The organism is Paenibacillus motobuensis (assembly GCF_039521865.1).
Lineage (GTDB): Bacteria > Bacillota > Bacilli > Paenibacillales > Paenibacillaceae > Fontibacillus > Fontibacillus motobuensis.
On the sequence record NZ_BAAACX010000007.1, the window covers coordinates 264,476 to 289,970 of the forward strand.

At 37.9% G+C, this 25,495-nt stretch carries 23 protein-coding genes; 21 read left to right on the forward strand and 2 right to left on the reverse strand.

Going from position 1 to position 25,495, the window contains the following annotated elements:
• The 3 genes from ABD014_RS06410 to ppnP all read left to right on the forward strand — a co-directional run.
• The coding region (locus ABD014_RS06410) for a hypothetical protein (RefSeq protein WP_343858899.1) at nt 1-244 on the forward strand (244 nt) is incomplete at its 5' end.
• A gap of 930 nt (nt 245-1,174) precedes the next feature.
• Nucleotides 1,175-3,202, forward strand: coding sequence for a transketolase (tkt, locus tag ABD014_RS06415; RefSeq protein ID WP_343858901.1), 2,028 nt, complete (start codon nt 1,175-1,177; stop codon nt 3,200-3,202).
• 37 nt (nt 3,203-3,239) lie between these two features.
• Complete coding sequence (gene ppnP / locus ABD014_RS06420; RefSeq protein ID WP_343858903.1) at nt 3,240-3,575, forward strand: pyrimidine/purine nucleoside phosphorylase; 336 nt, start codon at nt 3,240-3,242, stop codon at nt 3,573-3,575.
• An 81-nt stretch (nt 3,576-3,656) separates the two neighbouring features.
• On the opposite strand, the gene ABD014_RS06425 is transcribed toward ppnP, so the two are convergent.
• On the reverse strand, nt 3,657-4,553 hold the full coding sequence (locus ABD014_RS06425) for an NAD(P)-dependent oxidoreductase (RefSeq protein ID WP_343858905.1): 897 nt from the start codon (nt 4,551-4,553) through the stop codon (nt 3,657-3,659).
• Between the two features lie 376 nt (nt 4,554-4,929).
• Between ABD014_RS06425 and ABD014_RS06430 the strand changes: the two genes are divergently transcribed.
• The 3 genes from ABD014_RS06430 (at nt 4,930) to ABD014_RS06440 (ending at nt 7,627) form a co-directional block, all read left to right on the forward strand.
• Nucleotides 4,930-6,285, forward strand: a complete 1,356-nt coding sequence (locus tag ABD014_RS06430) for a glucose-6-phosphate isomerase (RefSeq protein WP_343858907.1) — start codon at nt 4,930-4,932, stop codon at nt 6,283-6,285.
• 107 nt (nt 6,286-6,392) lie between these two features.
• Complete coding sequence (locus ABD014_RS06435; protein ID WP_343858909.1) at nt 6,393-7,025, forward strand: YigZ family protein; 633 nt, start codon at nt 6,393-6,395, stop codon at nt 7,023-7,025.
• 5 nt (nt 7,026-7,030) lie between these two features.
• Entirely contained in the window at nt 7,031-7,627 is a 597-nt protein-coding gene (locus ABD014_RS06440; protein WP_343858911.1) for a TetR/AcrR family transcriptional regulator, read from the forward strand.
• A gap of 220 nt (nt 7,628-7,847) precedes the next feature.
• Here the strand turns inward: ABD014_RS06440 and ABD014_RS06445 are convergent, their stop codons facing one another.
• Entirely contained in the window at nt 7,848-8,822 is a 975-nt protein-coding gene (locus ABD014_RS06445; protein ID WP_343858914.1) for an alpha/beta hydrolase, read from the reverse strand.
• A gap of 476 nt (nt 8,823-9,298) precedes the next feature.
• On the opposite strand from ABD014_RS06445, the gene ABD014_RS06450 reads away from it, so the two are divergent.
• The 15 genes from ABD014_RS06450 (at nt 9,299) to ABD014_RS06520 (ending at nt 25,262) form a co-directional block, all read left to right on the forward strand.
• Nucleotides 9,299-10,363: a sulfate/molybdate ABC transporter ATP-binding protein gene (locus ABD014_RS06450; protein ID WP_343858917.1), complete on the forward strand. Its 1,065-nt coding sequence runs from the start codon at nt 9,299-9,301 to the stop codon at nt 10,361-10,363.
• Nucleotides 10,364-10,969: 606 nt separating this feature from the next.
• A complete protein-coding gene (locus ABD014_RS06455) occupies nt 10,970-12,568 on the forward strand; it encodes a discoidin domain-containing protein (protein WP_343858920.1) in 1,599 nt (532 codons plus the stop codon).
• Nucleotides 12,569-12,655: 87 nt separating this feature from the next.
• Nucleotides 12,656-13,396: a BUD32 family EKC/KEOPS complex subunit gene (locus ABD014_RS06460; protein WP_343858922.1), complete on the forward strand. Its 741-nt coding sequence runs from the start codon at nt 12,656-12,658 to the stop codon at nt 13,394-13,396.
• An 18-nt stretch (nt 13,397-13,414) separates the two neighbouring features.
• The gene (locus tag ABD014_RS06465; protein WP_343858925.1) at nt 13,415-14,275 is read left to right on the forward strand and encodes a queuosine salvage family protein; all 861 of its coding nucleotides are present in this window, start codon (nt 13,415-13,417) and stop codon (nt 14,273-14,275) included.
• A gap of 26 nt (nt 14,276-14,301) precedes the next feature.
• Nucleotides 14,302-15,177, forward strand: coding sequence for a glycosyltransferase family 2 protein (locus tag ABD014_RS06470; protein WP_343858928.1), 876 nt, complete (start codon nt 14,302-14,304; stop codon nt 15,175-15,177).
• Nucleotides 15,161-15,919, forward strand: coding sequence for a GTP cyclohydrolase II (locus ABD014_RS06475; RefSeq protein WP_343858930.1), 759 nt, complete (start codon nt 15,161-15,163; stop codon nt 15,917-15,919). Before ABD014_RS06470 ends, ABD014_RS06475 begins: the two co-directional genes overlap by 17 nt.
• Nucleotides 15,920-16,005: 86 nt before the next feature.
• Nucleotides 16,006-16,662 carry a PHP domain-containing protein gene (locus tag ABD014_RS06480; RefSeq protein WP_343858933.1) on the forward strand — a complete coding sequence of 219 codons (657 nt, stop codon included), beginning with the start codon at nt 16,006-16,008 and terminating at the stop codon, nt 16,660-16,662.
• A gap of 15 nt (nt 16,663-16,677) precedes the next feature.
• Nucleotides 16,678-18,408 (forward strand): ABC transporter ATP-binding protein, encoded by a 1,731-nt coding sequence (locus ABD014_RS06485; protein WP_343858935.1) that lies wholly within the window; start codon nt 16,678-16,680, stop codon nt 18,406-18,408.
• Nucleotides 18,409-18,422: 14 nt separating this feature from the next.
• The gene (locus ABD014_RS06490) at nt 18,423-20,195 is read left to right on the forward strand and encodes an ABC transporter ATP-binding protein (RefSeq protein ID WP_343858937.1); all 1,773 of its coding nucleotides are present in this window, start codon (nt 18,423-18,425) and stop codon (nt 20,193-20,195) included.
• A gap of 79 nt (nt 20,196-20,274) precedes the next feature.
• Nucleotides 20,275-21,252 (forward strand): hypothetical protein, encoded by a 978-nt coding sequence (locus ABD014_RS06495; protein WP_343858940.1) that lies wholly within the window; start codon nt 20,275-20,277, stop codon nt 21,250-21,252.
• Nucleotides 21,253-21,279: 27 nt separating this feature from the next.
• Entirely contained in the window at nt 21,280-22,392 is a 1,113-nt protein-coding gene (locus tag ABD014_RS06500; RefSeq protein WP_343858943.1) for a nucleotidyltransferase family protein, read from the forward strand.
• Nucleotides 22,379-23,257 carry a hypothetical protein gene (locus tag ABD014_RS06505; protein WP_343858945.1) on the forward strand — a complete coding sequence of 293 codons (879 nt, stop codon included), beginning with the start codon at nt 22,379-22,381 and terminating at the stop codon, nt 23,255-23,257. The genes ABD014_RS06500 and ABD014_RS06505 overlap by 14 nt, the downstream gene beginning before the upstream one ends.
• Nucleotides 23,254-23,499 (forward strand): phosphopantetheine-binding protein, encoded by a 246-nt coding sequence (locus ABD014_RS06510; protein WP_343858947.1) that lies wholly within the window; start codon nt 23,254-23,256, stop codon nt 23,497-23,499. The genes ABD014_RS06505 and ABD014_RS06510 overlap by 4 nt, the downstream gene beginning before the upstream one ends.
• Before the next feature lie 26 nt (nt 23,500-23,525).
• The gene (locus tag ABD014_RS06515; RefSeq protein ID WP_343858949.1) at nt 23,526-24,992 is read left to right on the forward strand and encodes a class I adenylate-forming enzyme family protein; all 1,467 of its coding nucleotides are present in this window, start codon (nt 23,526-23,528) and stop codon (nt 24,990-24,992) included.
• Nucleotides 24,993-25,013: 21 nt separating this feature from the next.
• The gene (locus tag ABD014_RS06520) at nt 25,014-25,262 is read left to right on the forward strand and encodes an acyl carrier protein (RefSeq protein ID WP_343858951.1); all 249 of its coding nucleotides are present in this window, start codon (nt 25,014-25,016) and stop codon (nt 25,260-25,262) included.
• Nucleotides 25,263-25,495: the final 233 nt, after the last annotated feature.

The window sequence follows — 25,495 nt, forward strand, 5'->3', positions numbered from 1 at the left end:
GGGCAGAGGCGGCTCCGGCCTCTCCTCCTGTGGAGGAGGCCGGGAGGCCGCAGGCTGGCGCAGGCGAAGCCGCGCCAGCGGGGGACGCGCTTGGCCGGCTGCTTGCAGCCAAGCAGCGCGGCAAGCGCTAGGGCTGCGGCTGGATGCTCGCCGCAGCGGACAACAAGGACGGTTTCCAAGCCGATTTTCCGGCTTGGAGACCGTCCTTTTGCATTTAGCCCAATCACTTGACACTTGGACATAATTGACCGTTAGCTTTGATAGTTTGGCAAACTATTTCTGTAACGGACAACGATGTCCACTACAAGGAGAATATGCTGCGTAAAATCGTAATTTTGCTTTTAATGGTCAAAAGTGTCCGATGGAAGAGCAAAATTGTTTTTTTCGTTCTAACGGTCATTTTTGACCGCTCGATAAGCACGACGATAGCTTCAGATTCAATGCCTGCGTCGGAGCTTGCTAATACTGTTACGTCAGGAGTTAATTCGGACTGTTTTTTGTCTCATGTACTTTGCAAGCATCATTGGTACTGGTGGCGAAAAATGCGGATATTTCCCTATTGGAGCTTCTGTATCCTACCGCTAACGAAACTATGGAACGTTATATTGCTTAAAATGGGGGCAAAATAAATCTAACGAAACACCATATCGCTATTGGAACAAAAATCAACGGTTTGGCCTTATTTTTGAGCGAATAGCGATACCCAGTTTCGTTAAAATTAGCAGGGGCGCTATTTGTGTAAAATAACGATTAGTAGTTTCGTATGCATATCGCCAACCCGATCGATCCAAACATCCTCGATCTCGAGGGAGCGGTGATCTGCATCGTTGTATTATAGTTACTCCTCTCCTCATATTGATCTCGTATTGATATGGAGGCGATTTCTCTTTGAGCAACATGAGTTAATGGATTAGTAGGAGCTTGCTTAATACTAGCTAGGTACATACGGAGCAAAGTTTGATTTGTGCACGGAAGCCTTGCGAAATACAGGATTCTTTTCTTGTGCGATTTGCGTAATTCCTTGCTCAAGGAATGGCAATAATGGTATGGAAAAGGTGTGCTGGAAGTGATATAATGAATAAAGTCGAAATGATTTTTTCAAATTGAATGTTTTGTGAGAAAAGGTACGTCCAACTGTCAGTTATATCTCTTCATTAACTAAGGAGGAAACAAAATGCCAGTGTCAGACAACAACAATACGATTGAAAATCTGTCGATTACGACGATCCGTACGCTTGCGATCGATGCGATCGAAAAAGCGAAATCCGGTCATCCGGGGATGCCAATGGGCTCCGCGCCAATGGGGTATCAATTGTTCGCGAAGACGATGAATCATAACCCGGAGAACCCGACTTGGGTGAACCGCGACCGCTTTGTGCTGTCCGCAGGTCACGGCTCCATGCTGCTCTATAGCTTGCTTCATTTAAGCGGATATGATCTTTCTCTTGAGGATCTTAAGCAATTCCGTCAATGGGGAAGCAAAACGCCTGGTCACCCGGAATGGGGGCACACAGCTGGTGTTGATGCTACAACCGGACCGCTTGGTCAAGGGATCTCGATGGCTGTCGGCATGGCAATGGCTGAGACTCAATTGGCTGCAACCTACAACAAGGATGATTTCAAAGTTATCGATCACTATACTTACGGCATCTGTGGCGATGGCGACTTAATGGAAGGCGTAGCTAGCGAGTCTGCTTCCCTGGCAGGCCATTTGAAGCTGGGCAAGCTGATCTTCCTGTACGATTCCAACGATATTTCGCTGGATGGCAAATTGAACCTTAGCTTCTCAGAGAATGTAAGACAACGGTTTGAGGCTTATGGCTGGCAGACGCTGCTCGTTAAAGACGGCAACGATCTTGATGCGCTGGCGGCAGCGATTGAAGAAGCGAAGGCCGATACGGAGCGCCCTACCCTGATCGAAGTGAAGACGGTCATCGGCTACGGCAGCCCGAACAAGCAAGGTAAAGGCGGCCACGGCGGTACGCACGGTTCCCCGCTTGGTACTGAAGAAGCGAAACTGACGAAGGAATTCTATAAATGGGTATATGAAGAGGACTTTTATGTTCCTGAAGAGGTGCGCGAGCATTTCGCCAAAGTGAAGGAGCACGGAATTCAAGCTAATAAAGCATGGGATGCAGCTTTTGCTAAATACAAGGCGCAATATCCTGAGCTGGCAGATCAATTTGAAAAGGCTGTAGCTGGAGACCTGCCTGAGGGCTGGGATGCTGACCTTCCTAAATATAGCGCTGAGGACAAAGCGATTTCTACACGCGTTGCTTCCGGTAAAGCCCTGAATGGACTTGTAAACCGTGTACCGCAACTGCTTGGCGGCTCCGCTGACCTCGAGAGCTCGACGATGACTCACCTGGACGGCATTGATATGTATACACCAGATACCCGTGGCGGACGCAATTTGTATTTCGGTGTACGCGAGTTCGGTATGGCAGCAGCGATGAACGGGATTATGCTGCATAGCGGGTTGAAAGTGTTTGGTGGTACTTTCTTCGTATTTACAGATTATCTCCGTCCTGCTGTACGTCTGGCAGCTTTGATGAAATTGCCGGTAACTTACGTACTCACTCATGACAGCATTGCGGTTGGGGAAGACGGACCAACGCATGAACCGATTGAACAATTGGCTTCCTTGCGTATCATTCCAGGTCTGACTGTAATCCGCCCGGCTGACGGTAATGAGACCTCCGCTGCTTGGGCATACGCACTGGAGAACAAGGAAAACCCTGTAGCACTTGTCCTGACTCGTCAGAACCTGCCAATTTTGGAGAAGAGTGCTGAGCTTGCTCGTGAAGGCATCAAACGCGGCGGCTATGTCGTATCCGATGCGAAGGACGGCAAGCCCGTGGCGCAAATTATTGCAACAGGCTCTGAAGTGCAGCTGGCTGTGAAGGCTCAAGCGGCTCTTGCAGAAGAAGGCATTCATGTACGTGTCATCAGTTTGCCAAGCTGGGATCTGTTCGATAAGCAAGACAAGGCTTATAAAGACTCGGTTATTCTGCCTGAGGTCAAAGCTCGCGTCGCTGTGGAAATGGCGCATCCATTCGGTTGGGAACGTTATGTAGGCGAGCAAGGCTCGATCATCGGCATTGATACCTTTGGTGCATCCGCGCCTGGCGATAAGGTTATGGCTGAATATGGCTACACCGTAGAGAACGTAGTGAAGCATGTGAAGGAACAATTGAAATAAAGCGCAAGCAGCGGGTTCTGCGAGGGGAGCGGGAAGTGTGACGCAGGAGTGGAGAAATGTAACAGTTGAGAAGGCAGCCAACATTTACTTTGACGGCCGGGTAACGAGTCGTACCGCATGGCTTCATGACGGCAGTAAAATCACGCTTGGCATCATGCTTCCCGGGGAATATGAATTCCAGACGGATTCTATGGAGGTCATCGATGTCATTTCCGGTGAGATGGAGTTCCTTCTCTCTGGAGAGACTTTGTGGCGAGAAATTAGTGGCCGGGGAACATTTTCTGTTCCTGCCCAATCCTCGTTCAAGGTGAAAATTCATAGTGTAACCGACTATTGCTGCTCTTATGGATCGGCGGCTTGTGAGAACAAGTAAATAAATGAAAGGCAGGAACAGCTAACGCTGAACCTGCCTTTTTGACAATGATGATTGGGCAGAAATCGAAGGAGAGATGGATCAGGACTGCTTATCACCGATCTTCTGGCCGATCCAGGCCTCGTAAATTTTTACAACGGAGGATAAGTCCTCATCACCATAACCTTCGGTCTGGCCAGCTTGAAACAGACTCTTGGCCAAGTTTAACATGGGAGCGGGAATTCCCGAATTGTCCGTAAGGGACGAGGCTAGCTTCAAATCTTTCAGCATAAGAGCGAGCGAGAACTGGTTCGAGAAATCATGCTCGATGATTTTACGGCCTTTGAGTTCGGCTGCTTTGCTTCCTGCTGAACCTAGCTGCACCAGTTCGAGGAAGCTGTCCACAGGCAAACCTGATTTTGCGGCGATGGCAAAACCTTCGGCAAGTGCCAGGTTATTGATGCCCACGATCGCATTATGGGCGATTTTGGCTACGGCACCGCTGCCGTTGGGTCCCATGTACAGGATCTTCTTGCCCATAACTTCGAAGAGGCCGCGGCATTTCTCCAGGATGTCCGCATGACCTCCTATCATGAAGACGAGCGTCCCGTCAATAGCGGCTGGAGAGCTTCCGGTTACAGGAGCGTCAAGGAAGCTTCCTCCCCGCTCTTGAACCTTCGCCGCAGTCTGCTTCACAAGTGAAGGGGAGATCGTGCTGCAATCGATCACGATTGCGCCGGACTTAAGCCCGGAGAGAACACCCTCGGATCCGTCGTATACGGCTTCTATCGATTGGTCATTGCTTACCATTGTAATGACGATATCGGTGGATGCCGCCGCTTCCTTAGGAGATGCGGCCTGCTTAGCACCTTGACTAACGAGAGGAGAGCACTTTGAAGCAGTACGATTGTACACTGTGACTTCATAGCCTGCTTTCAGCAAGTTTGCAGCCATTGGCGCGCCCATCGTACCCAGGCCGATAAATCCTATTCTTTTCATGATTGTCCACCTCTTTTTAAGTATCTGCAAACATATTTGTATTTTAACATGTTTGGCAGGGAAGGGTGCATATTGTGCCCTTGTGTTCATACAGGTTTTACAGTATCCTATTTTTAAGTTCTTTTAGTAGTTGTTCAAAAAGCCCGCTTTTGATAAGAAAACCGAGCGAATTCATTCAAGGCTGAGCGACCGCGATGCAAAGGTAGGTATGCCCCATCCTCAAGCCTTAGCTTTATCCAACCTTCTCGGTGCTGAGAATCGATCTTTTTGAACTTCTATTTAAGAGGTTGTCACTTTTATTTAAGAGGACTAATGACTATCATTACCTCTTGTGGATAGGCAGTGCGATAAATATATAGATGGAGGTTTGTTTCAGATGAGTAAAAAAGTAACGTTTGATTACAGTAACGCTCTGGAATTCGTAGGACAGCATGAGATTGATTATTTTGCTGAACCCATTCGTCTTGCTCATGAGCAGCTACATAAGGGTACAGGTGCAGGCTCCGACTATCTTGGCTGGATTAACCTGCCTACCGAGTATGACAAAGAGGAATTTGCCCGCATTAAGAAGGCGGCTGCCAAAATTCAAAATGATTCCGAAGTATTGATCGTAATCGGCATCGGCGGTTCTTATCTCGGCGCACGCGCTGCGATTGAATCTTTGTCGCATTCGTTCTACAACCTACTTCCAAAAGATAAACGCAAAACTCCTGAAATCTATTTTGCAGGTAACAATATCAGCTCCACTTATATAAATCACTTGCTTGACCTGATCGATGGCAAGGAATTCTCCGTGAACGTCATCTCCAAATCCGGTACGACGACAGAGCCGGCGATTGCTTTCCGTATTTTCCGCGCAGCACTGGAGAAGAAATACGGCAAGGAAGAAGCTCGCAAGCGCATCTACGCAACAACAGATCGCGAGAAGGGTGCTCTCAAGAAGCTCTCGAACGAAGAAGGCTATGAATCCTTCGTCATTCCGGACGATGTAGGTGGTCGTTACTCCGTGCTTACTCCGGTTGGCTTGCTTCCGATTGCCGTTGCTGGCATCGACATCGATGCGATGATGCAAGGTGCAGCTGACGCAGCGAAGGAATACAGCAATCCGAACGTAGCCGAGAATGAGAGCTACCAATACGCCGCAGTGCGTAATGCATTGTATCGCAAAGGCAAAGTAACCGAAATTCTCGTCAACTACGAACCGTCCCTGCACTACGTATCCGAGTGGTGGAAGCAGCTCTACGGCGAGAGCGAAGGTAAAGATTATAAAGGCATCTTCCCAGCGGCTGTCGATTTCTCTACAGATCTGCACTCCATGGGTCAATTCATTCAAGAGGGCAACCGCAACATTTTTGAGACGGTTATTCAAGTGACTGATGTACCAAGTCATATTACGATCGAATCCGATCCGGACGATCTTGATGGATTGAACTTCCTCGCAGGCAAGACGATGGACTTCGTGAATAAGAAGGCCTTCCAAGGAACCTTGCTCGCACATACGGATGGTCAAGTACCTAACCTGGTCGTTAATGTACCGGATATGACTCCATATTCTTTCGGATACCTCGTATACTTCTTTGAAAAAGCTTGCGGCATCAGCGGTTACCTGTCAGGCGTAAATCCATTCGATCAGCCAGGCGTTGAAGCTTATAAGAAAAATATGTTCGCGCTTCTTGGCAAGCCGGGCTATGAGAAAGAAAAAGCAGCTCTGGAAGCAAGACTGTCCGAATAATATTACGACTTAGTTCAATCACCAGAGGACAAAACGCCAGAAAGCAGTTCTTTTCGGGAAAACCGGATGGGCTGCTTTTTGGCACATTCATAAGGATGAGGATATCAATGTTGGAACGTTACAGAACAGTTAGGCAAGCAGGCGAAAAGGAAATCGTCATTCGCAAATCTCGGTTTATTGGCCATATCAAGCCGGTAGAGAGCGAGGAGGATGCGGTCGCTTTTATTGAAGAGATCAAGAAGAAGCATTGGAACGCTACCCATAATTGTTCGGCTTATATGATCGGCGAGAGAGATGAGATCCAGAAGCAATCCGATGACGGGGAACCGAGCGGAACGGCAGGCAAGCCGATACTGGAAGTGATTAAGAATCAGAATTTAAAAAATGTAGCGATCGTCGTAACCCGTTATTTTGGCGGTATTCTGCTTGGGGCGGGCGGCCTGATCCGAGCTTATACAGATGGTGCCGTAGCAGCGATTGAAGCGGGAGAGGCGATTACTCGAGTACTGCATCAGGAAGTCCTCGTCGAGCTTGATTATACTTGGCTTGGCAAAGCAGAGAACGAGCTTCACAATCGTGGAATCCGCATGGGGCAGACCGAATTTACTGATAAAGTCACATTGCACTGTTTACCGCTCGCAGACGAGGCGGAGCAATTTGTAGGCTGGATGACGGATATGACTCAAGGGCAAGCAGAGATGATGGCGGGTGACAAGGTCTATTTTATTGAAGGGGAATAATGCCTATGGCAAGAAGAGCAGTAGAGCAGGAATTATCAAGGGAAAGAATTATGGATGCCGCGAGACATTTGTTCATTACGAAAGGTTATCGGGGTATTTCCATGCGGAGCATTGGGCAGCATTTGGGATACAGCCACGGTTCACTTTATTATCATTTCAAAGAGAAGGCGGAGCTGTTCTATGCGATTGTGGTACAGGACTTCAATCATTTGACCCTGCTCTGTGAGCAGGTGACAAAACGCCCGATGGTGGATGGACTCACGAAGACCGAAGAACTGATGCTGGAGTTCATTAAATTTGGTCTCGACCATCCGCATCAATACGAGATTATGTTCATGCTTCGCGATGAAGAGATATTGTCCTATTGTCGTACAGAACAGTCCAAGTGCTTCGATAAGTTCAAGACCATTGTGCAGCGTTTCTTGAAGGAAGAGCAGCATCCGCTACAGCAGAATCCTTCCTTTCCGCTAAGTATGTTTTTGGGAATACACGGGTTTATTTCGTTCTACATCCAGGACCGTCTTACCTTTGATGAAATCATGCCCGCTGCAATCGGCCATGTCAAAATGTTAAGTCAGAGCATTTACCGTTTAACGTCATAGGGCGTTTTTGTTTTCCATCAGGACTTTATCCATTTACACTATCATCGCTGTACTTCTGTATTGCATTAATTAAATAGGGTAATGATGCGATTGTTATATATTCTTGGAGTTATTTCATACATGTATGCTTATTTCAAAGAATATAGGGCCTGGAATTCCCGATAAGGAATACAGGCCCTTTTAATGCGTCTTAGAACACATGTATCACTAAAAACAGTTGCTAAGGGAATTTAACAGCTAAAAAATCGAGAATGGCTTGGCTAAACTCAGTGTCTTGAGAGGGGGCCTCTGAGTATTGTTCATAACAGACAAAATGTTCGTTGCCTTGACGGATAAAGGTCGTTACGTCTATATGATGTTTCTTGGCCTTATTAAGCAGCTTCTCGAAATGTTCGTAGGGGATTTGTGTGTCCCCTGTCGAATGCATCATTAGGATCGGGCGCTCCCCTAATTTTGTGATACTCTTCTCGGGAGAATATTTCAGAGCATCGAAGCCAAAGTGGAATCCAAGATATGTATTAATAAAAGGAATATCCATAATACCTATCGCCTTGGGCATCCCGGACATCTCCATATTGGAGACGAACGCATCCGCCCATGAAGAAAATGCAGAGATCGATATAACACCATTCACTTCCGGCAGCTCTTTTGCGGCGTTGATCACTGTGCTGCCTCCCATGGATGTCCCCAATGCGACAACGGGCAGGTCTCTTACTTCTTTATCTGCTCTAAGGAAGTCGACTCCGGCCTTTACATCCCGCCATTCGGTCATCCCCAGGCCGATTTCTTTCCCTTCACTTTCGCCTCGGGCGCGCATTTCAATCAGCAGAGAATCCCAGCCATGGTCGGCAAACATTTTCGCATACCCAAAAAAGGCAGTAACAGAAGGGTTTTGTATTCCAGATAAAATAATAATAGTGCCTCTAGAGTCTTCGGCTCGGGTACGCCACGCTGCGAGATGAAGAGAATCATCTGTTACCAGGGTGATTCGCTCTGATGGAATGCCATAGTCTAGAGAATTGAACTGTTGTTGCTCATATCGCTGTCCCAGAAACATTGGCATGATCGAATAGGGGATAAATATAAGTAAGGCGATAAACAGTACAATCAATACTACAGCAATGATGATTATAATTTTCTTTGCCCTGGATTTTCTGGGCTTTTGGATAACCTCATTCACTACATTCTCGTTCATTGCTATGCTCCTTTACGTTAGATAACTCTAACGGAAGCCACAGTCGCTATTTTGCAAATGATGATCATGTTGAAATTGTAACGGAAATGAGATCCTCTATTGCTGGTTAACAGCCCTTTTTCGAAGAATTTCTTGTTTATAAGATTGTTCTTTTCCGTTAGGTTTTTAAAAGTCGCATTTTTCTCTAATAGCGTCCACTATTTCCGTTAGCCTAGGACAATAATCCTTTAGTGAATTATACCACATGGTGGAAGCTGTTCCACCATATTATTGCCTTAAGCTATTGTTACGGCTTTTTAGTACGCTGTGGGGACTAGAAATATTTGGTTGACTGAGGTTAGACGGTTTGATAAAGTGTTTAATAAGAAAAAAACCAAGTAATTGCATATGAAATTATGGAATGTTAATCTTACATAGCTGGCGGTCTTACTCAATCATCTGCTGCCGGAATTGATGAAAGGATGTGGCCTCTTCCGATGCATATAGAAGTGCGAAATCTAGATAAGCATTTTGGCAATTTCCATGCCGTGAAAGACGTGAGCTTTGATATTGAAAAAGGGCAGTTGATTGGATTGCTCGGACCGAGCGGAGGGGGCAAGACCTCGATTCTTCGCATGCTGGCTGGGCTGGAGCAGCCGGATTCAGGGGAGATTCTGTTCCATGGACAGCGCGTGAATGAGCTTGCACCACAGGAGCGCGGAATCGGCTTCGTATTCCAGAGCTATGCGCTGTTCAAGCATATGACGGTGTTCGATAATATCGCCTTCGGACTCCAGGTCAAAAAAGTGGTCAAGAGTGCGATAAAAGAGCGGGTGATGGAGCTTGTAGAGCTAACTGGGCTTAAAGGGTTCGAGGGCCGTTATCCGCATCAGCTCTCCGGCGGCCAACGCCAAAGAGTCGCCTTCGCCAGGGCGCTTGCACCGGAGCCGCAGCTTCTGCTGCTTGATGAGCCCTTCGCTGCGATTGACGCGAAGATCCGCCAAGAGCTAAGGTCCTGGCTGCGGGAGTTGATCGAACGTGTTGGCATTACGTCAATCTTCGTCACGCATGATCAGGATGAGGCGATTGAGGTTGCGGATGAGATTATGATCATTAGCGAAGGCCGACTGGAGCAGAAAGGGTCACCATGGGACATCTATCGGGAGCCGCGGACACCGTTTGTCGCCTCCTTTATCGGACAATCAACCCTGGTTGATAACCCGTGTGAGCTTAGAGGCTTCGAGACGGAGGTATTGGGTTCACAAGCAAAGGCCTTAATCCGTCCGGAATATATCGAGATTGGCAGCGAGCGGGATTTTGCCTTACTGTCTGCTACTTCTGTTGGAGTCGTGAAGCATGTACATTTCCGTGGAAGCGAATGGCTGGTTGACGTTGAAGTGGGAGGAAATGTATTGACGACCTTCCGCTCGCTGGAAAAGGAGACACTTGAGATCGGGCAGGAGATTCGTGTTCTTGTGCATCGTGCCTATCTATACAATGAGGAGCGCAGCTGGATTGTGGAGAATCCGTTGAAGCGTGATCCAATGAGCGCTATGATATAAGCGAGGTGATACAATCGTTGAAGGACTCATCGTATTTGGCTTGCCAGTCCTTGCAGCGGTACTTTACGTGAACACAGTCCGATTATTAAAGAGAATACAACGTGGGGAAGTTACGACTAATAATACAGCTTGGGGCGCTATTTTAATCGCAGTTATTGTATATGGGTTTCTTGTATTAATTGGTACTTCGGGATGGGAATGAGTAAAGGATCTGGCGGAAACGCCAGGTCCTTTACTCTTTATATATAAAAGTTGATTTGAGGAAGCATCTACCACTCAAACGATTATGGTCCACTTAGATACTACTTAAAGTTTTTACATGAATCTATCGTTGTTAAGTATAAAATTCAATTGATTTGTGATATATACCTTAATTGGATTTACATGTACTATTAAAGAAAAGTTATATAAAGCACCATTATTCAACAATTAATGCCTAATTATGTAACTCAAGCTGATAATTGAATCAATTTTATGAATGTACTGGAATCGTCACGGCTTAATCTTCCTATTATTCAATCAAGGAAGTCTCTCGTTTTTTAATATAAATAGGGCCTTTGATTTATAGAATTCATGAAGTTAGTTAGAAGAAAAGAGGGGAAAGTATTGCTTTTAATCTCAAATCCTTTATTTCATAGCTACATGCACTGTCGTGAATCCCAGGTTTTAAGGCAAATAAGCAAAAAAGTTCCTATTGAACTTCTTTTTCATGATGCCTATGAACTAACCTCGCGTGTTTACCAAGAAATTATAGTGAATGGGGAGAACGGCTGGAGCTATCCTTGGAAAATTAAGATTGAGAATAAAGAGTTAGGTATAAAGTTGGTTGACCGGACCTTTGAAAACTATCAGCAGGCGAGGTCATATATCATCGAATGTCTAGAAAATGATTCTGAAATTTACATATGGGTGAAAAATAAATGGATTCCCCATATGGAATTTACGAATAGTGATCTAGAAGGTGAGCATTCCTTAACATTGACATCATATGATGAAGGAAAATTTAAAGTGGTTGATTATCCTTTTGAACAGACCTATACGGAGCACATAATTCAAAAAGGGTTTGACCATATTTCCGGAGATACGAAAATTGTGTCGCGTTTCACCTTTGAGGCTGGAGTTCATTATCAAAATGCGATTGATCCTATAAAACAGCTTTTTAAGGAAAGTATTCTCTCCATAAGGCGTGATTCTTCTTTCTATGAAAGTGTTGTAAGGGCTTACAATGAGTTGGAATTTGAAATTTGGTTGAATCGGTCTGTACAAGCTTTCGGTGTGATTTCTCTTTCAAGGTTGTTAACTTCAATGTTCTTGAAGTATACATCCTATTCAGATAGAAACGTTGAACAGATGCTAAAAATCTCAAAATCAACTGAGAATATAAAAAATTATTTGATGAAGAGCTCATTTACTCCTCATAAATTTGATATCGCTGACTTTCAACAACGATGTACAACGATCCAAGGGCTAGAGGAAGATGCCCTTAGAGAGTTGCAAAATGAACTGCTTACAGGGATAAAGAGAAAGCGGTTACAATCAGAATTACACCCCCCAACTCATTGTAAAGTCATCCATGCCACAGACACTAGTTTGTGGTTGGAGTGGGAGGATAAACAAAGAGAATACGAACAGATTTACTATGATATATGGCTAAATAACACTCTTGTAGATTCTACTTCCTCATTACAGTATACCTTAGGAAATCTAGATCCCTCAAAAAATTACTGTGTAACAGTAAAGGCGAGAAATCATATAGGGCAGATAAGTGACGGCGTTAAAGTTGAAGCAAGTACATTAGATGTAATAACAAGTGGTAACTTGGCATTGCATAAGCCAGTGAAAGCATCTTCCATAGAAAACAGTGATTTCGACTGTATTCATGTTGTGGATAATGATCCAAATACGCGGTGGAGCACTGACTATCAAGACGAACAGTGGATATATGTAGATCTTGGACTTAGCAAAACAATCACCCAAATACGGCTTCATTGGGAAGGAGCATATCCAAGCAAGTACCGAATAGAGTTCTCGGATAATTTAGAGGACTGGAATTTGATCTATGAGGAAGTATCAGGAGAGCCAGGAGTATTTATTTTAGAGGATTTGGACCTTATTGGTAGATATGTCCGTGTAACCTGTATAAGTAGAGCTACTATTTTTGGATATTCACTCTACGAACTATCCGTGTTTAATGAGTCGAAATAATCATTATTTTGAATTGTGTTTATATATCATTGGTTTGTACCAAAAAGTTTACTCCCAAAAAGTTGTTTTAATAGTGGGGTGTAGTTAATGAATTTTACAATTGGGAATGAAGGGAAGACTTGTTTTCAATATTGTGCCTCGGATTGTGTGCTCAATAAAATTAATGACCAACCTGATGAAATTTGCTTTGCTGGATTTAGTAAAAGGCATAATAAAGGCCTTCGATTTAAGGATGTTTTATATTTGGAGCGATTAGCTCAAAGTTGGGATGCTGAAATACATGACTTTGGAGTTACAGTAAATAGAGATAACGTTGTTAAAAGAGGTGAGATATTAAAGGGAATTCAACAATTAAACGATCCAAATTTGTTGAAGATCATAGACATGTGCTCATGTACAGTGGTTGTTGAATATATTGATGGTAAACTACTCAATGCTAAGAAAGAAAAGTGGTTGTTAGGTCCACTCTCTTACACTACAGATTATATTGATTTGTGCGATAAGAAAGAATTAGTATCAGTTTTCAGGAAAATAGGGAACCTTATACTTAAGCTTCATAAAAAGGGGATTTGCCATACTGATCCAACTGATCACAATGTAATGGTTTCATCCTTTTCAGGTGAACCTATACTTATCGATATAATAGGTGCTATGCCCTTTGAAGAAGAATTTCAAAAACTTGACAATATAGTTTTTCTAAATCATTTGGTAATTCCGTCAGCACATCGTAAAGGTATTCAACTACCAGAAACAATTCTAAAACAAAAATCCCCAGAAGAGATAATTGAAAGAGTTCTATTTTATTTAGATGATATTGATCTCTCTTAATAAGGAGTCTTAAATTTTATGGAGATAAAGATTGTCGAGGAAAGGATTAATTTTTTTGCCGGGAAATTATCTGAGATTAATCACAAATTTCATCAATGGAAAGATGAATTCTATTTGGATAGTAATAATATTGAAGAAATAGCCCTATTTTTTTTTATTGGGAACTCCATTAATTATAGATTTTGGTACAGCTCAGCTCGACAAAGATTTATATACGGAAAATTTACCGGTTCAGCAGCAATGTGGGCTTTCTTGAAAGATAACAAGAATCTAATTAAACCACAATACCTAGCTCTAAATAAAATAAATGAAAACCAGCCTGGGCTTTTAGATCTTCCTATGAGTTCAGAAAGAATAAACTCACTCTCTGAGGCTGGAAGGGTACTACTCAATAACTTTTCGGGTAGTGCACTGAAGATTTGTGAAAAAGCTGAATGGCATGCGCCTACAATTGTAGACATAATAACAGAACAATTTCCGATGTGGAGAGATGAGCAGCGAAACGTAAAGTTTAATAAACGTGCCCAACTATTTGTTGCCATGTTGCATGGAAGATTAGGGAAAGAATCGAAAATTAGGGATATCGATAAATTAAGCTGTCTTGCGGATTATCAACTTCCGAAAGTGTTGAGGCATATTGGTATTTTAAAGTACTCTAAAGAACTAGAGGATATGGTAGATTCGGAAACTCTAATTTCTAAAGATAGTGATTATGAGTTTAATATTAGGTTAAATACAGTTGAATCCATGAAATTATTATGCGAGGAATTGAGAAACTTCAATATAAATGTTAGTCCATTACAGTTAGATTATGCTTTATGGCTACAAGCAAAGGAAATTTCGACTCCACATCATTTAACTCCAACAACAGCATATTAAGTAGTTCAAGCGCAAAGGGGATACATATGGAACCCAAATTATCAATTGTTGTTACCTCAATAGAAAGAGATATTAATGATTTATGTAATTTTATCAAAAGTTATTTAGTTATGGATTATTCAAAAGAAACTGAATTACTCATATTATTTAAATCACTAAATGATAACAATAAGGAATTAATAGACTCAATAGTAAATGGGCATAAAAATATAAAATTATTTATTATGCCTGGATTTTCTAGATGTCAGCGGAAGGATGAAGGATTGAGGAAATCCACAGCGAAAATGGTAGCATTTGTCGACAGTGATTGTAAAATTCATCCTGACTATGTAAAAGAGATATTTAAGATCTCGAATCAGAAAGTTATTCGAGGTAAAAATATATACGTTTCAGATACTACCTGGCTTTCAAAAAACAATTCTATTTATCGAACATTATGCGATGAGCTTTTTTTTAAAGATGAAACTTTTACACCTAATTTAATCATTGATAAAAATTTCCTGCAAAATGCAGGTGGTTGGTCTCATGATAATCTTGATAGTCAAGATGATTTTATTTTAAGCCAGCGATTAAAAAAACAATATGATTTTGAAATATATCATGCGTCAAATGCAATTTTATATTGTCAAAATCAAGCCGATGCAAAATTAAAAAAAATAATAAAAACTTGGTATGGATATGGACTTGGATATGGATTTCGTTTATGGAGAGATCCAGAACACAATCTATTATACAAACTGAAAAGGTATACACCACCCATTGTATATACCAGAAATGAAAGCTTAACGTATATGTTGTTTTCTATATTCCAATGGAGTGTTGTTTTTACGGGATATATAGTCGGTATACTTAAGCATAATAAAAATAAGGTGAGGGATATGGGTCATGAATGTAGGGATTAAAACTAATATCATAACAATACATGATGAACTTGAAAAAAAATATACAGTAGTGAGGGAAGATACTCAATTTATACATTTATTTGGTCCAGTGAATTTTCCGATAAATTTAAATTCCAAAAGGTATGTTTTTAATTGGTACGTATGGAAAGTGAAAGATTATAGCATGAGCTTTCAGGAACTATTAAAAGAACTAAAAAATAACGGGGCAGATCAAAACTATAATTCTATTCTTACTTACGGAGATTTTGAAAATTCTCATAATGCTTTGGTCAGGATTCATTCATGTTGTTTAACAGGTGATGTTTTTGGCTCTACCAGGTGTGATTGTGGCCCACAATTAAATCATTCATTAGAGCATATTGTTAATAGTACTTCGGGTGCTATTGTTTATATGGATAATCATGAAGGTAGAGGGATTGGACTATATGCTAAAGCCATAGCTAATACGTTACAGGAACTTGGTTTTGACACGTATGAAGCCAATAATATCCTTGATTTTGAAGATGATGAAAGAACATATGATGAAGCAATATCCATAATAAAGTATTTTAGAGCAGAAAAGGGGATAACATTGCTTAGTAATAATCCTGATAAATTAAGATGCTTTAAGAAAAAAGGAATTATTGTAAATGACGTAATACCAATACATGGTTTTGAAAATGAGGATAACAAAAGATACTTAAATTCTAAATTGAAGCGTATTGCTAATCATATAGATTTTGATGAAGAAAAATTATCTTGAGACTTGTCAGCTTCAAGTAAAAACAGATGTGAGATATGAGACCCCTCTACTAAATTTCCCAAAAAAGATGGCAAGGAAGTGAGGAATTGATCGATTTACATCAACATACCAATTGCTCTGATGGCTTACTCTCTGTACAAGAAACCATTGAAATTTTTGTTGGTAATTCCGGAAAGACCATTGCAATTACAGATCATGATACGTTCAAATCTCAATTAGAAGCAAAGTCACTATGTGACAAATTCGGCATTGAGTATGTATTTGGTGTCGAGTTATCAACAATATATAAAAACCAGTCGGTTCATGTTCTAGGGTACTTTCCAAATTACCCATCAGATTCCATTGTTAAATATATTGAACATCAGACAATTATCAGTGCTGTCAAGAGAATTAGGTCCAATGCGTCTGACTGGCCAATAGGTCATTATCCAATTGAAGAAATAATCAGATTAATACATTCTAGTAATGGTATAGCAATACTGGCCCATCCTGTGATGTATAAACTGTTGCTCAACGATCTTATATCAATAATTGATGGATTGGAATGTATTAATCCGGCACAAGATGTCAAATTTACTGAAGAGCTCATTCAAATTTGTCGTGATAAAAACTTATACTGTACATTTGGAACTGACTTCCATGGAAATTTAGGTGGAGATAATAGTAACTATAATGCTCTTTATACAAAGTACCATTATATTATTGAGCCATTTATTTCAGAAATAAAAATAAGAGCTATATAAGGAAGGGGAGGGAGAATGTCGGACATTTTCTATCTCTTAAAACTTTTCTATCATAAAGATAAAAGGAATTTTATAGTATTTTGTACTACTAGCTTTCTAACTGCTCCGATATTATTTTCTGAATTATTTGCTACGAAACATGTAGTTGATATTATTCAGAATAATAACGACTACTCCTATCAATATATATTGAGTGCAGTGATATTACTTATGTTGTTTTTGTACATTGGTAGTACTAATAGCTCTTTGAAAGCTATTTCCTCAACAAATCTCACAATAACTAGCATTTTCGAGTTGGAAAACAGTATTTTAATGAAAACATCAAGATTGGCTCTAGCAGATATTGAAGATCCCTTAATCAAAACAAAAAGAGAGATGGCTAAACGCTTATCATTATTTGGTTTACTGGATCAGTGGACAGGATTTATAGTCAATCTTTTAACACTAATTACAATAATTGTAGTTTTATCATATTATGGTTTTTATTACTTGGTCATAATAGTTTGTTTCGTTTTGATTTTACAATTATACATTATAAAATGGGCTTCCAGGAAAGTTGAAAATATAACTCAGAATCAGACGTCTTCTGTACGCGTAATAAATTATCTTGTAGAAATACTTGTAAGTAGAAGCACAATTCAGGAGGTAAGAACTTATGGAATGCATCACTTTTTATACAATAAATTAAAGAATATATTTTTTAAAAATTTTAAACAAATGCAAAAAAAAGTAATATTATTCGAAAGTGTTAATTTATCCCAGAACATAATAAATACTTTGTTAAATGGTGTAACTATAACAGTTCTAGTAGTTGTACTAGGAGGAAGTAGCAAAAGCGCTGGATTATTCGTTATACTATTTCAAATCATTAATCAGCTATTTATATTAATTCCCTCTATAATTAAAAACTTTTCAGAATTAGCTGTTAGTCGAATGAGATATAAAGAGTACATGTCTTATATGATGCTTAAAGAACCAGAAACTTTGGACGGCAATTCTTCCATCCGCAATAATAATTCTATTCAAGTGCAAGTTAATAATTTATCTTTTCGTTACAATAGCAATTCTAGCGAGACACTTAAAAATATCAATTTAACTATTAATTCTGGCGAGAGAATTGCCTTTGTAGGAGATAATGGTTCAGGTAAGACAACTTTAGTCAAGCTAATTTTAGGATTGTATAATCCAACAAAAGGTATTGTTGAATGGGTTGATAATGGAATTGTTGTAAATAATAGAGTGGGAAATATCAGGGTTGTTTTCCAGGATTTCATTAAATTATATAGACCAATTCGTGAAAATATTGCCCTAGGGAATATTGAAAAAATTAATGAAGATTCAAATTTAAAAATTGTTTTGGAAAAAGCGGAGGCAGATCAGTTTGCTACAAACCTTGATACTCTTTTAGGTCCTCAATTTGGTGGAAATGATTTATCTGGAGGGCAATGGCAGAAACTTGCACTTGCGAGGGCTTACCTAAATGAAGGTAATTTAACCATTTTTGATGAGCCCACTGCTGCACTAGATCCATATTCTGAGCAAAAGGCATTTGAAACCTTTGTAAAGTTAGGAGATAAGAAGACATCAATTATCGTTACACACAGACTCTATATGGCAAAATTCGTGGATAGGATATATCTATTTGAAAATGGTGAAATAGTAGAATGCGGAACTCATCAAGAATTAATTGATAAAAAAGGTAAGTATGAAAAAATGTATACGCTTCAATCATCGTTATATTTATAAGAAAGGAGAAGGTTATGCTAAAGAAAAACATATATAATATTTTTCTTATAATATTCAGAATTTTCAAGAAAAATCCATTGATTTTTTCTCTGACATTTCTTTTTCCTTTAGTCAGTGGTCTTTTAACATTCTATTCATATTCAGCTCAAGTTACATTAATTAATTTAGTGGCTGTAGAATCAAGAGAATTTACATGGAATCAAGTTTTTGCAGCAGCTATTATACCAGTTTTAATTTATATATCAGTTTATGGAGTTCAGAATTTGTTTTCTAGTATAACAATGATTATAAAGAATAAACTGAATGCAAATGTAACAATGGCATTTCAGTCAGACATAATTGATGTTGCAAACAACATTGATTTCGAAAGATTTGATAATAAAGAATTTGGTGATAAGTTACAAAGGGCGAAGGGTGTTGTTGGTGAAGATTTAGATGGTATCACAAATTTCCTAGTATCTAGTGTTGGTACTATTTCATCACTTATTAGCATCATTTGGCTATCAGCGACATCAGGTTACTATTTGATAACCTTAATAATTTCAATCATGATCGTAAGTACTCTGACTATCCGGCTCATTACAGAGGTGAAAGTGAGAAGGGTTGGGAGAGAAATCACATTTGATGGGAGAATGGGGGACTATCTATCAAAAACATTAGAAGATTATAATGCCTTACGGGAAATGAAAACATATAACTCAACTAACTATTTTATTGAATTATGGGGAAATATGATGAGTAAGCAGCATAACAAAAGATATGGTGCTAGAAAATTTGAAATAAAGATAGGAACGATTGTTGCTTTTCTTCAAACCACTACAATCTTTATTGTATTAATCTTTTTATTAAATAGGCTGGATGGTAATAACACAGTTACAATTGGAACAATTTCAGTATTATTTTTAGCCTTGTTATCATGTGGAAATAAAATAATGAGCTTAACATGGCCATTAAGCAGGCTATATATAAGTAGTAGTAAATTATACGATTTAAATGAAGTTCTTGAAATTAGTCACAACTATTCTAATAAAGTCGAAATTAATAAAAACTATCAATCTTTGATTCCTATAACTTTTTCGAACGTTTCATTTAAATATTCTATATCTGAAAAATACGTATTATCAAATATTAATATGACAATAAAACCCGGGGAAAAGATAGCTATAGTAGGTGAGAATGGAGCAGGAAAGTCAACCTTAATTAAATTGATTTTAGGACAGTATAGACCAAGTTCGGGATTTATTGATTGGAATAATTGTAAGTATCCTAATGGTAAAGTATCTGTTGTATTTCAAAACTTTATAAAATTCGAATTAAGTTTAAGAGAAAATATTATTTTAGGAAATGTAAATGAAAATATAGACGATGAAAGAGTAATGGAGATTTTAGAAAAGTGCGAATTAATGGATTTATTTCATGAATTAGGTGGATTGGATGTTGAATTAGGACAAATATACGAGGGGGGTAGACAATTATCAGGAGGCCAATGGCAAAAATTGGCAATCGCAAGAGCGCTATATAACGATGCTGATCTGATAATTTTTGACGAACCAACTTCTGCTATTGATCCAATTTCTGAAATGAAAATTTATCAAAAATTAATAGACATTTGCCAAGATAAAACAGCTATTTTCATTTCTCATAGATTAGGTTGGGCTAAAAGTGTTGACCGTATATATGTATTAGAAAGCGGTATCATAGCAGAAGAAGGGAACCACGAACAATTAATTGCTAATAATGGATTATATTCTGATATGTTTAATCTTCAATCTTCCTGGTATAAATAATCAAATTGAAAGTGAGGGACATATGATTAAAATTTTACCAATTAATAGGAACATACCATATGGAGGTATGTGTCGGGATATGAATAGATTAATAGCGATAATGGCCAATTCAAGTGCAATGCCATGGTATATAAACAATTTTATTCCTCAGGTTATGTACGATAATTTTAATATTCATTGTTACGATACGGATAATACATATGAAGTATTTAGCATTTATGATGAAGCAGCAGAGTTAAATAATTTTAAGTTTGATGACAATGTACAAACAATTGTAAATTTACTGAACAACAATGAATACGTCTTAGTGCATTGGGATAGATTTTATGTGAAACAAACAACAGATTATTTATGTAATCATGAGTATCATGAAGCACTAATTTATGGATATGATTCAGACAAAAGGGTTTTTTATTTTCATGATAGTTTAATTAATAATAAAGATTATGATATCGATGAAATTAGTTACGATGACATATGTCTATCACTTAAAGATAGCATCATTCGGACTCAAGAACTTGAGGCGACTCATTGGCAATTTGCCTTCGGACATCCCTTTTCATCTTTTTCAATTCGAAGTAATTTACCTGAAATCAATTTACGAAAAATTTATCACGATTTTTATACACAACTAAGAGGTTCTGAAATTGAATTTAACTATGAGGGGGGGGAGAAAAGAAAATATTATAATGGAATGATGATTTTTAATGGACTTGAGTTATTATTAGAGACTCTTGAGAAGAACATAACACTAACAGATTTTACTCAAGGTATTTGGAGTATAAAACTAATGTCTCAGCATGTTAAAAGTCATACAATTCGCTTCAAATATTTAATCGATAATGGTTATTTTTCAAATGATCAAGAAATATTCAATCAAATTGATAGAGTTAGTAGTAAATTATTAATTCTATTTTCATTAATAAGCAAATACACAATGACACATATTAGTCGTGATTTAATTAGATGTCGAGAACAGCTACTTGTAATAAAAGAAGAATATTTTAATTTACTCAGTAGAGCAACTAACTTAATAGAAACAACAATGAAAAAATAAATTGTAAATTAGAGGGGAAGATGAAGAATGGTAATGTCACCTTATCAAATTTTTATTTTAGAATGCATTAATTTCAATACTTATAACGAAGAGTCTCTTAGAAATGCAATTGATGAAATTTCAGATTGGGACTATTTAGCAAGAATTGTTAAACATAATCGACTCGAAGGAATAGTTTACAGTGTACTAATGGAAACGCAGTTGCTATCTAAAATTAACACTGATTTTCGTGATATGTTGTCGGAAGTATTTGAAATAAACAAATTAAAAAACGATGATTTGAATCTAATACTTAAAGATATTGGAGCAGCGATTAATAATAGTTCATATAAATATGCTTTTTTAAAAGGTTCATATTTAATACCTAAAATATATAAAAAAGGACAGCGTGTCTCTAATGATATAGATATATTAATATCCCAAAGTGGTATAGATCAAATTGATGTTGATTTGAAACAAGCAAATTTTGTTCAAAAGGTTTATAGAGATGGAATTGGATTTGTAGAGCCAACAAGAAGAGAAAAGATTTTCGCTAGAATGAATTATGGTGAGTTAGTTCCTTACTTTAGAGATTATCCTTTAAAGGGAATAAGTACAGTTATAGTTGATATTAATATTTCACTCGATTTTCAAGCGAAATATAATACAAATCTAGTAGATGATATGTTAGAAAACTCAATATTATTTGAAGTTGATAATGACTTAAAACTGTCTACTTTAGGCAGAGAAGATTTCTTGATTCATTTATGTGCACATTTATTTAAAGAAGCCACGATTTATGATTGGGTTAAAGAAAATAGGGATACTCAATTATATAAATATTGTGATATTTATGCAGTTTTACAAACTGTTGATTCGACTTTTTTTGAAAATTTACAAAAAAAGATATTTGAATATGGATTAGAGAAAGAATGTTATTTCACATTTGTAAATTCTAGGAAACTATTTCCTTATATTTGTGACATTAGCGAACTAAATAATTTAATTGAAAATATTAGACCTGATAATCTAACTTACCTGAATGAAATCTACTGGCCGCTTGAGCGAAAGGTCTACACACATAATACTGAATTTATCGATTGGATTTTTTATGAGGATAAATTAAGTGTATTAAAGGAGATCAGCAATGTCAGAAGTTGAGAATATAACAAGAGATGATTTAGATAATTTACAGTCGTTTTCGTGCGTTGAAAGTTATATACTAGCGTATCTTAAAAAAGAAAAAATTAATATAACATTGCTTTATTATTTGAGCTATATTCCATATAAAGAATTATACAATGATTTTTTATTCAAAGAGGTTGAGTATGCTTATTTAAAAAAAATTCCTCGAATTCAAGATGTAGCGAAGGAACATAATCTCATTGAAGTTGAATGGAATGATAACATAAATTTAACAGAAATATTCGAGAACAAAGAATGGGATTTTCTGTTGGGTATAAATTCAGATTACTTTTATGCTAAATATAATTTTTATCCATGGAGAAAAGACCATTACGTTTTAATCAGACAAAAAAACCAGAATACCTACTACTATTTAAATGATAATCCAAGGGATGAATCTTATATCACTACGTCTGAATTGCATCAGATTTTTAATGGGGAGACAATCAAATATAGAATAACTGGTGATACCTTCTCTTTAGAGGAAAATAAAATATTGAAACAATTTTATACGAACTTAACATTTGAGGAGAAATCTAACCTTATTGATACAATTGATACGATTTTGGAGGATGAACATACTATTAAAATTAGAGATTTTCTTGGTGTTCTGCGAATAAGTCGCATTAGAATTGAACGATTTATTAGTAATTTTATTGACAGTAATTTCATGGAATCATATATAACTGAAATCAAAAAATTATATACGACGTGCGAATACCAACGCCTAAGAAAAAAGCTAGATTTGAACTATATAAAAGAAAAAATTGATGAACTCTATATTATGGATATTAATATTATGAGAAAAGTTAAAGAAAATTTAGGGGGACTTATATCATGAATGAAGCAATTTTTCAGAGAACATTAGAAGTTATTAAAAGGATGTCGGTTGTTACTAATGATTTAAGCGAGACAGAAACATTATCATCAGTAGGTATCGACTCGTTGAAAATGGTTGAATTAATTATTGCCATTGAGGAGGAGTTTGGAATAGAGTTTAATGATTCTACTCTAGATCCTTCAAAATTAATTACAATAGAAGATCTTCTCGAATTGATCCATTCTACCTTGAGCAAAGCTTAGTCATTTAATTATTCCGGAAAATAATTATGAAGGATAGAACAAATACAATGTGGACATTTATATGTAACTATTTGAAAGTTAATTCAAGTTCGATGATCTCTGATAGCGTTGTCTCAAAAAGTTATAAAGATGTTTATGAGATAGTTGATAATATGGGTAAGAAACTTAAAGAGACAATTCCTACAAGATCAAAATGCGCAATATTATGTGATCGGGAATTTAACACTATGTTGGCGGTTCTGTCTTGTTGGAGAGCGGGCTGTGTCCCAATTATACTTTCAAAAAATTATGGTATTAATCATAGCAAAAAAATTATTGCCAAGTCTTGCCCAGATATATTTATTACAGACAACGATATTATTTGTGATGAATTAATTCCAGCCTCGGACTTTCCGATTTTCTCTATTACTCGTGGAGAGATGACTGGAGTAACATGTCATATCAAGGTTGAAGTGTCACTTATAGATATAGCATTGATTATGTTTACTTCGGGTACTACAGGTTATCCCAAGGGAACTATGATTACAGAAAAGGGATTGATTGCAAATGTTAATGATATTTCCGGATATTTCAATATTAATTCCAAAGATAAAATATTGATTGCAAGACCCTTATATCATAGTGGAGTATTCACTGGTGAACTACTTGTATCGTTGCTAAAAGGGGTGAATATACACTTTCTGGATCAGAAATATAATCCGTTGTTAATAATTAAAGAACTTGAGAATCAGGAAATAACTGTATTTGGTGGTACCCCCACATTACTTCATCATTTAGTTCTTTTTATTAAGAGAATGTCAAAAAGGCTGCAAATAAGGGTGATTTCCATAAGTGGTGAGTGTTTATCCGGTGAGGTAGCAAAGGGAATTAGAAGTGTTTTTCAAAGTACTATAATTTATCATGTTTATGGTTTAACTGAAGCAGCTCCAAGAGTGAGCTTTTTATCTCCAGATTTATTTGATAAATACCCGGAATCTGTAGGGCTACCATTATCATCTGTTGAAGTAAGAATAGTTGATAATAGTGGGAATACATTAGGCCCAAATATTGATGGGAATTTATTGGTAAAAGGCCCTAATGTTATGAAAGGTTATTATGAAGATTCAAGCGATGACTCTATTAGAGATGGCTGGTTATGGACCAAAGATATTGCTTGCAGAAATAATGACGGATTAATTTTTATAAAATCTAGAGCAGATGAGATGATAATTAAAGGGGGAATGAATATATACCCTAGGGAAATTGAACAAGTATTATTAAAAAATTGGGAGATCAGAGACATTATTGCTTATGGGATTAGAAAAAAGGAAGGGATGCGTATTGGAATTAACGTTGTTCTATCAGAAAATGTGCAGTTGGATCAACGCGAAATAATGTCGATATGTTCAAATACATTACCCTTACACCTCTTACCAGATGAAATAAATGTTGTTGAGCACATTGAAAAAAATGCTTCAGGAAAAACTGTCAGACCTAAATATATCAATAAATAATGAAAGGATCTTGGTGATAAAATGACTAAGTACGAGACAGAGTTAAGAGAAATGATAGTTGCTCTAGTTCCACTAACTGTACCAATTCATGAAGTAGATATTGATACTGATTTCCGAATGCTTGGTATGGATTCATTAGCTTTTATAAATTTAGTAACAAAAATTGAGGATAAATTTGAAATTATTTTTCCTGACGAAAAGTTAATTATGGAAGAAGCCTCAACAATTCAAAAGTTAAGTGCAATTATTATCGAATGCAAAATGGAGTAGTTGTTATATATTATAAGAACCATATTTGAATCTAAGTAAATCCCTTTTGGCAGGAGAAAATATAAATAGAAATAAGATTATAGTTAAGGTGCCGAATATAACGCTATACTAGGAGCCCGAAAAACAATTTTAAATCATTCTCCAATCCTTTCAATCTGTCTATATCATCAAAGCAAACATTTATGGGGAATTCCCGAATATATACATACTTTGAACCTCTCATACAAATTATT

Bases quoted from the DNA above. Each gene is read 5' to 3' on its own strand.
- tkt (WP_343858901.1), top strand. From the start codon at position 1,175: ATGCCAGTGTCAGACAACAACAATACGATTGAAAATCTGTCGATTACG.
- ABD014_RS06425 (WP_343858905.1), bottom strand. From the start codon at position 4,553: ATGAAAAGAATAGGATTTATCGGCCTGGGTACGATGGGCGCGCCAATG.
- ABD014_RS06430 (WP_343858907.1), top strand. From the start codon at position 4,930: ATGAGTAAAAAAGTAACGTTTGATTACAGTAACGCTCTGGAATTCGTA.
- ABD014_RS06435 (WP_343858909.1), top strand. From the start codon at position 6,393: ATGTTGGAACGTTACAGAACAGTTAGGCAAGCAGGCGAAAAGGAAATC.
- ABD014_RS06440 (WP_343858911.1), top strand. From the start codon at position 7,031: ATGGCAAGAAGAGCAGTAGAGCAGGAATTATCAAGGGAAAGAATTATG.
- ABD014_RS06445 (WP_343858914.1), bottom strand. From the start codon at position 8,822: ATGAACGAGAATGTAGTGAATGAGGTTATCCAAAAGCCCAGAAAATCC.
- ABD014_RS06450 (WP_343858917.1), top strand. From the start codon at position 9,299: ATGCATATAGAAGTGCGAAATCTAGATAAGCATTTTGGCAATTTCCAT.
- ABD014_RS06460 (WP_343858922.1), top strand. From the start codon at position 12,656: ATGAATTTTACAATTGGGAATGAAGGGAAGACTTGTTTTCAATATTGT.
- ABD014_RS06465 (WP_343858925.1), top strand. From the start codon at position 13,415: ATGGAGATAAAGATTGTCGAGGAAAGGATTAATTTTTTTGCCGGGAAA.
- ABD014_RS06470 (WP_343858928.1), top strand. From the start codon at position 14,302: ATGGAACCCAAATTATCAATTGTTGTTACCTCAATAGAAAGAGATATT.
- ABD014_RS06475 (WP_343858930.1), top strand. From the start codon at position 15,161: ATGAATGTAGGGATTAAAACTAATATCATAACAATACATGATGAACTT.
- ABD014_RS06485 (WP_343858935.1), top strand. From the start codon at position 16,678: ATGTCGGACATTTTCTATCTCTTAAAACTTTTCTATCATAAAGATAAA.
- ABD014_RS06490 (WP_343858937.1), top strand. From the start codon at position 18,423: ATGCTAAAGAAAAACATATATAATATTTTTCTTATAATATTCAGAATT.
- ABD014_RS06495 (WP_343858940.1), top strand. From the start codon at position 20,275: ATGAATAGATTAATAGCGATAATGGCCAATTCAAGTGCAATGCCATGG.
- ABD014_RS06500 (WP_343858943.1), top strand. From the start codon at position 21,280: ATGGTAATGTCACCTTATCAAATTTTTATTTTAGAATGCATTAATTTC.
- ABD014_RS06505 (WP_343858945.1), top strand. From the start codon at position 22,379: ATGTCAGAAGTTGAGAATATAACAAGAGATGATTTAGATAATTTACAG.
- ABD014_RS06510 (WP_343858947.1), top strand. From the start codon at position 23,254: ATGAATGAAGCAATTTTTCAGAGAACATTAGAAGTTATTAAAAGGATG.
- ABD014_RS06515 (WP_343858949.1), top strand. From the start codon at position 23,526: ATGAAGGATAGAACAAATACAATGTGGACATTTATATGTAACTATTTG.
- ABD014_RS06520 (WP_343858951.1), top strand. From the start codon at position 25,014: ATGACTAAGTACGAGACAGAGTTAAGAGAAATGATAGTTGCTCTAGTT.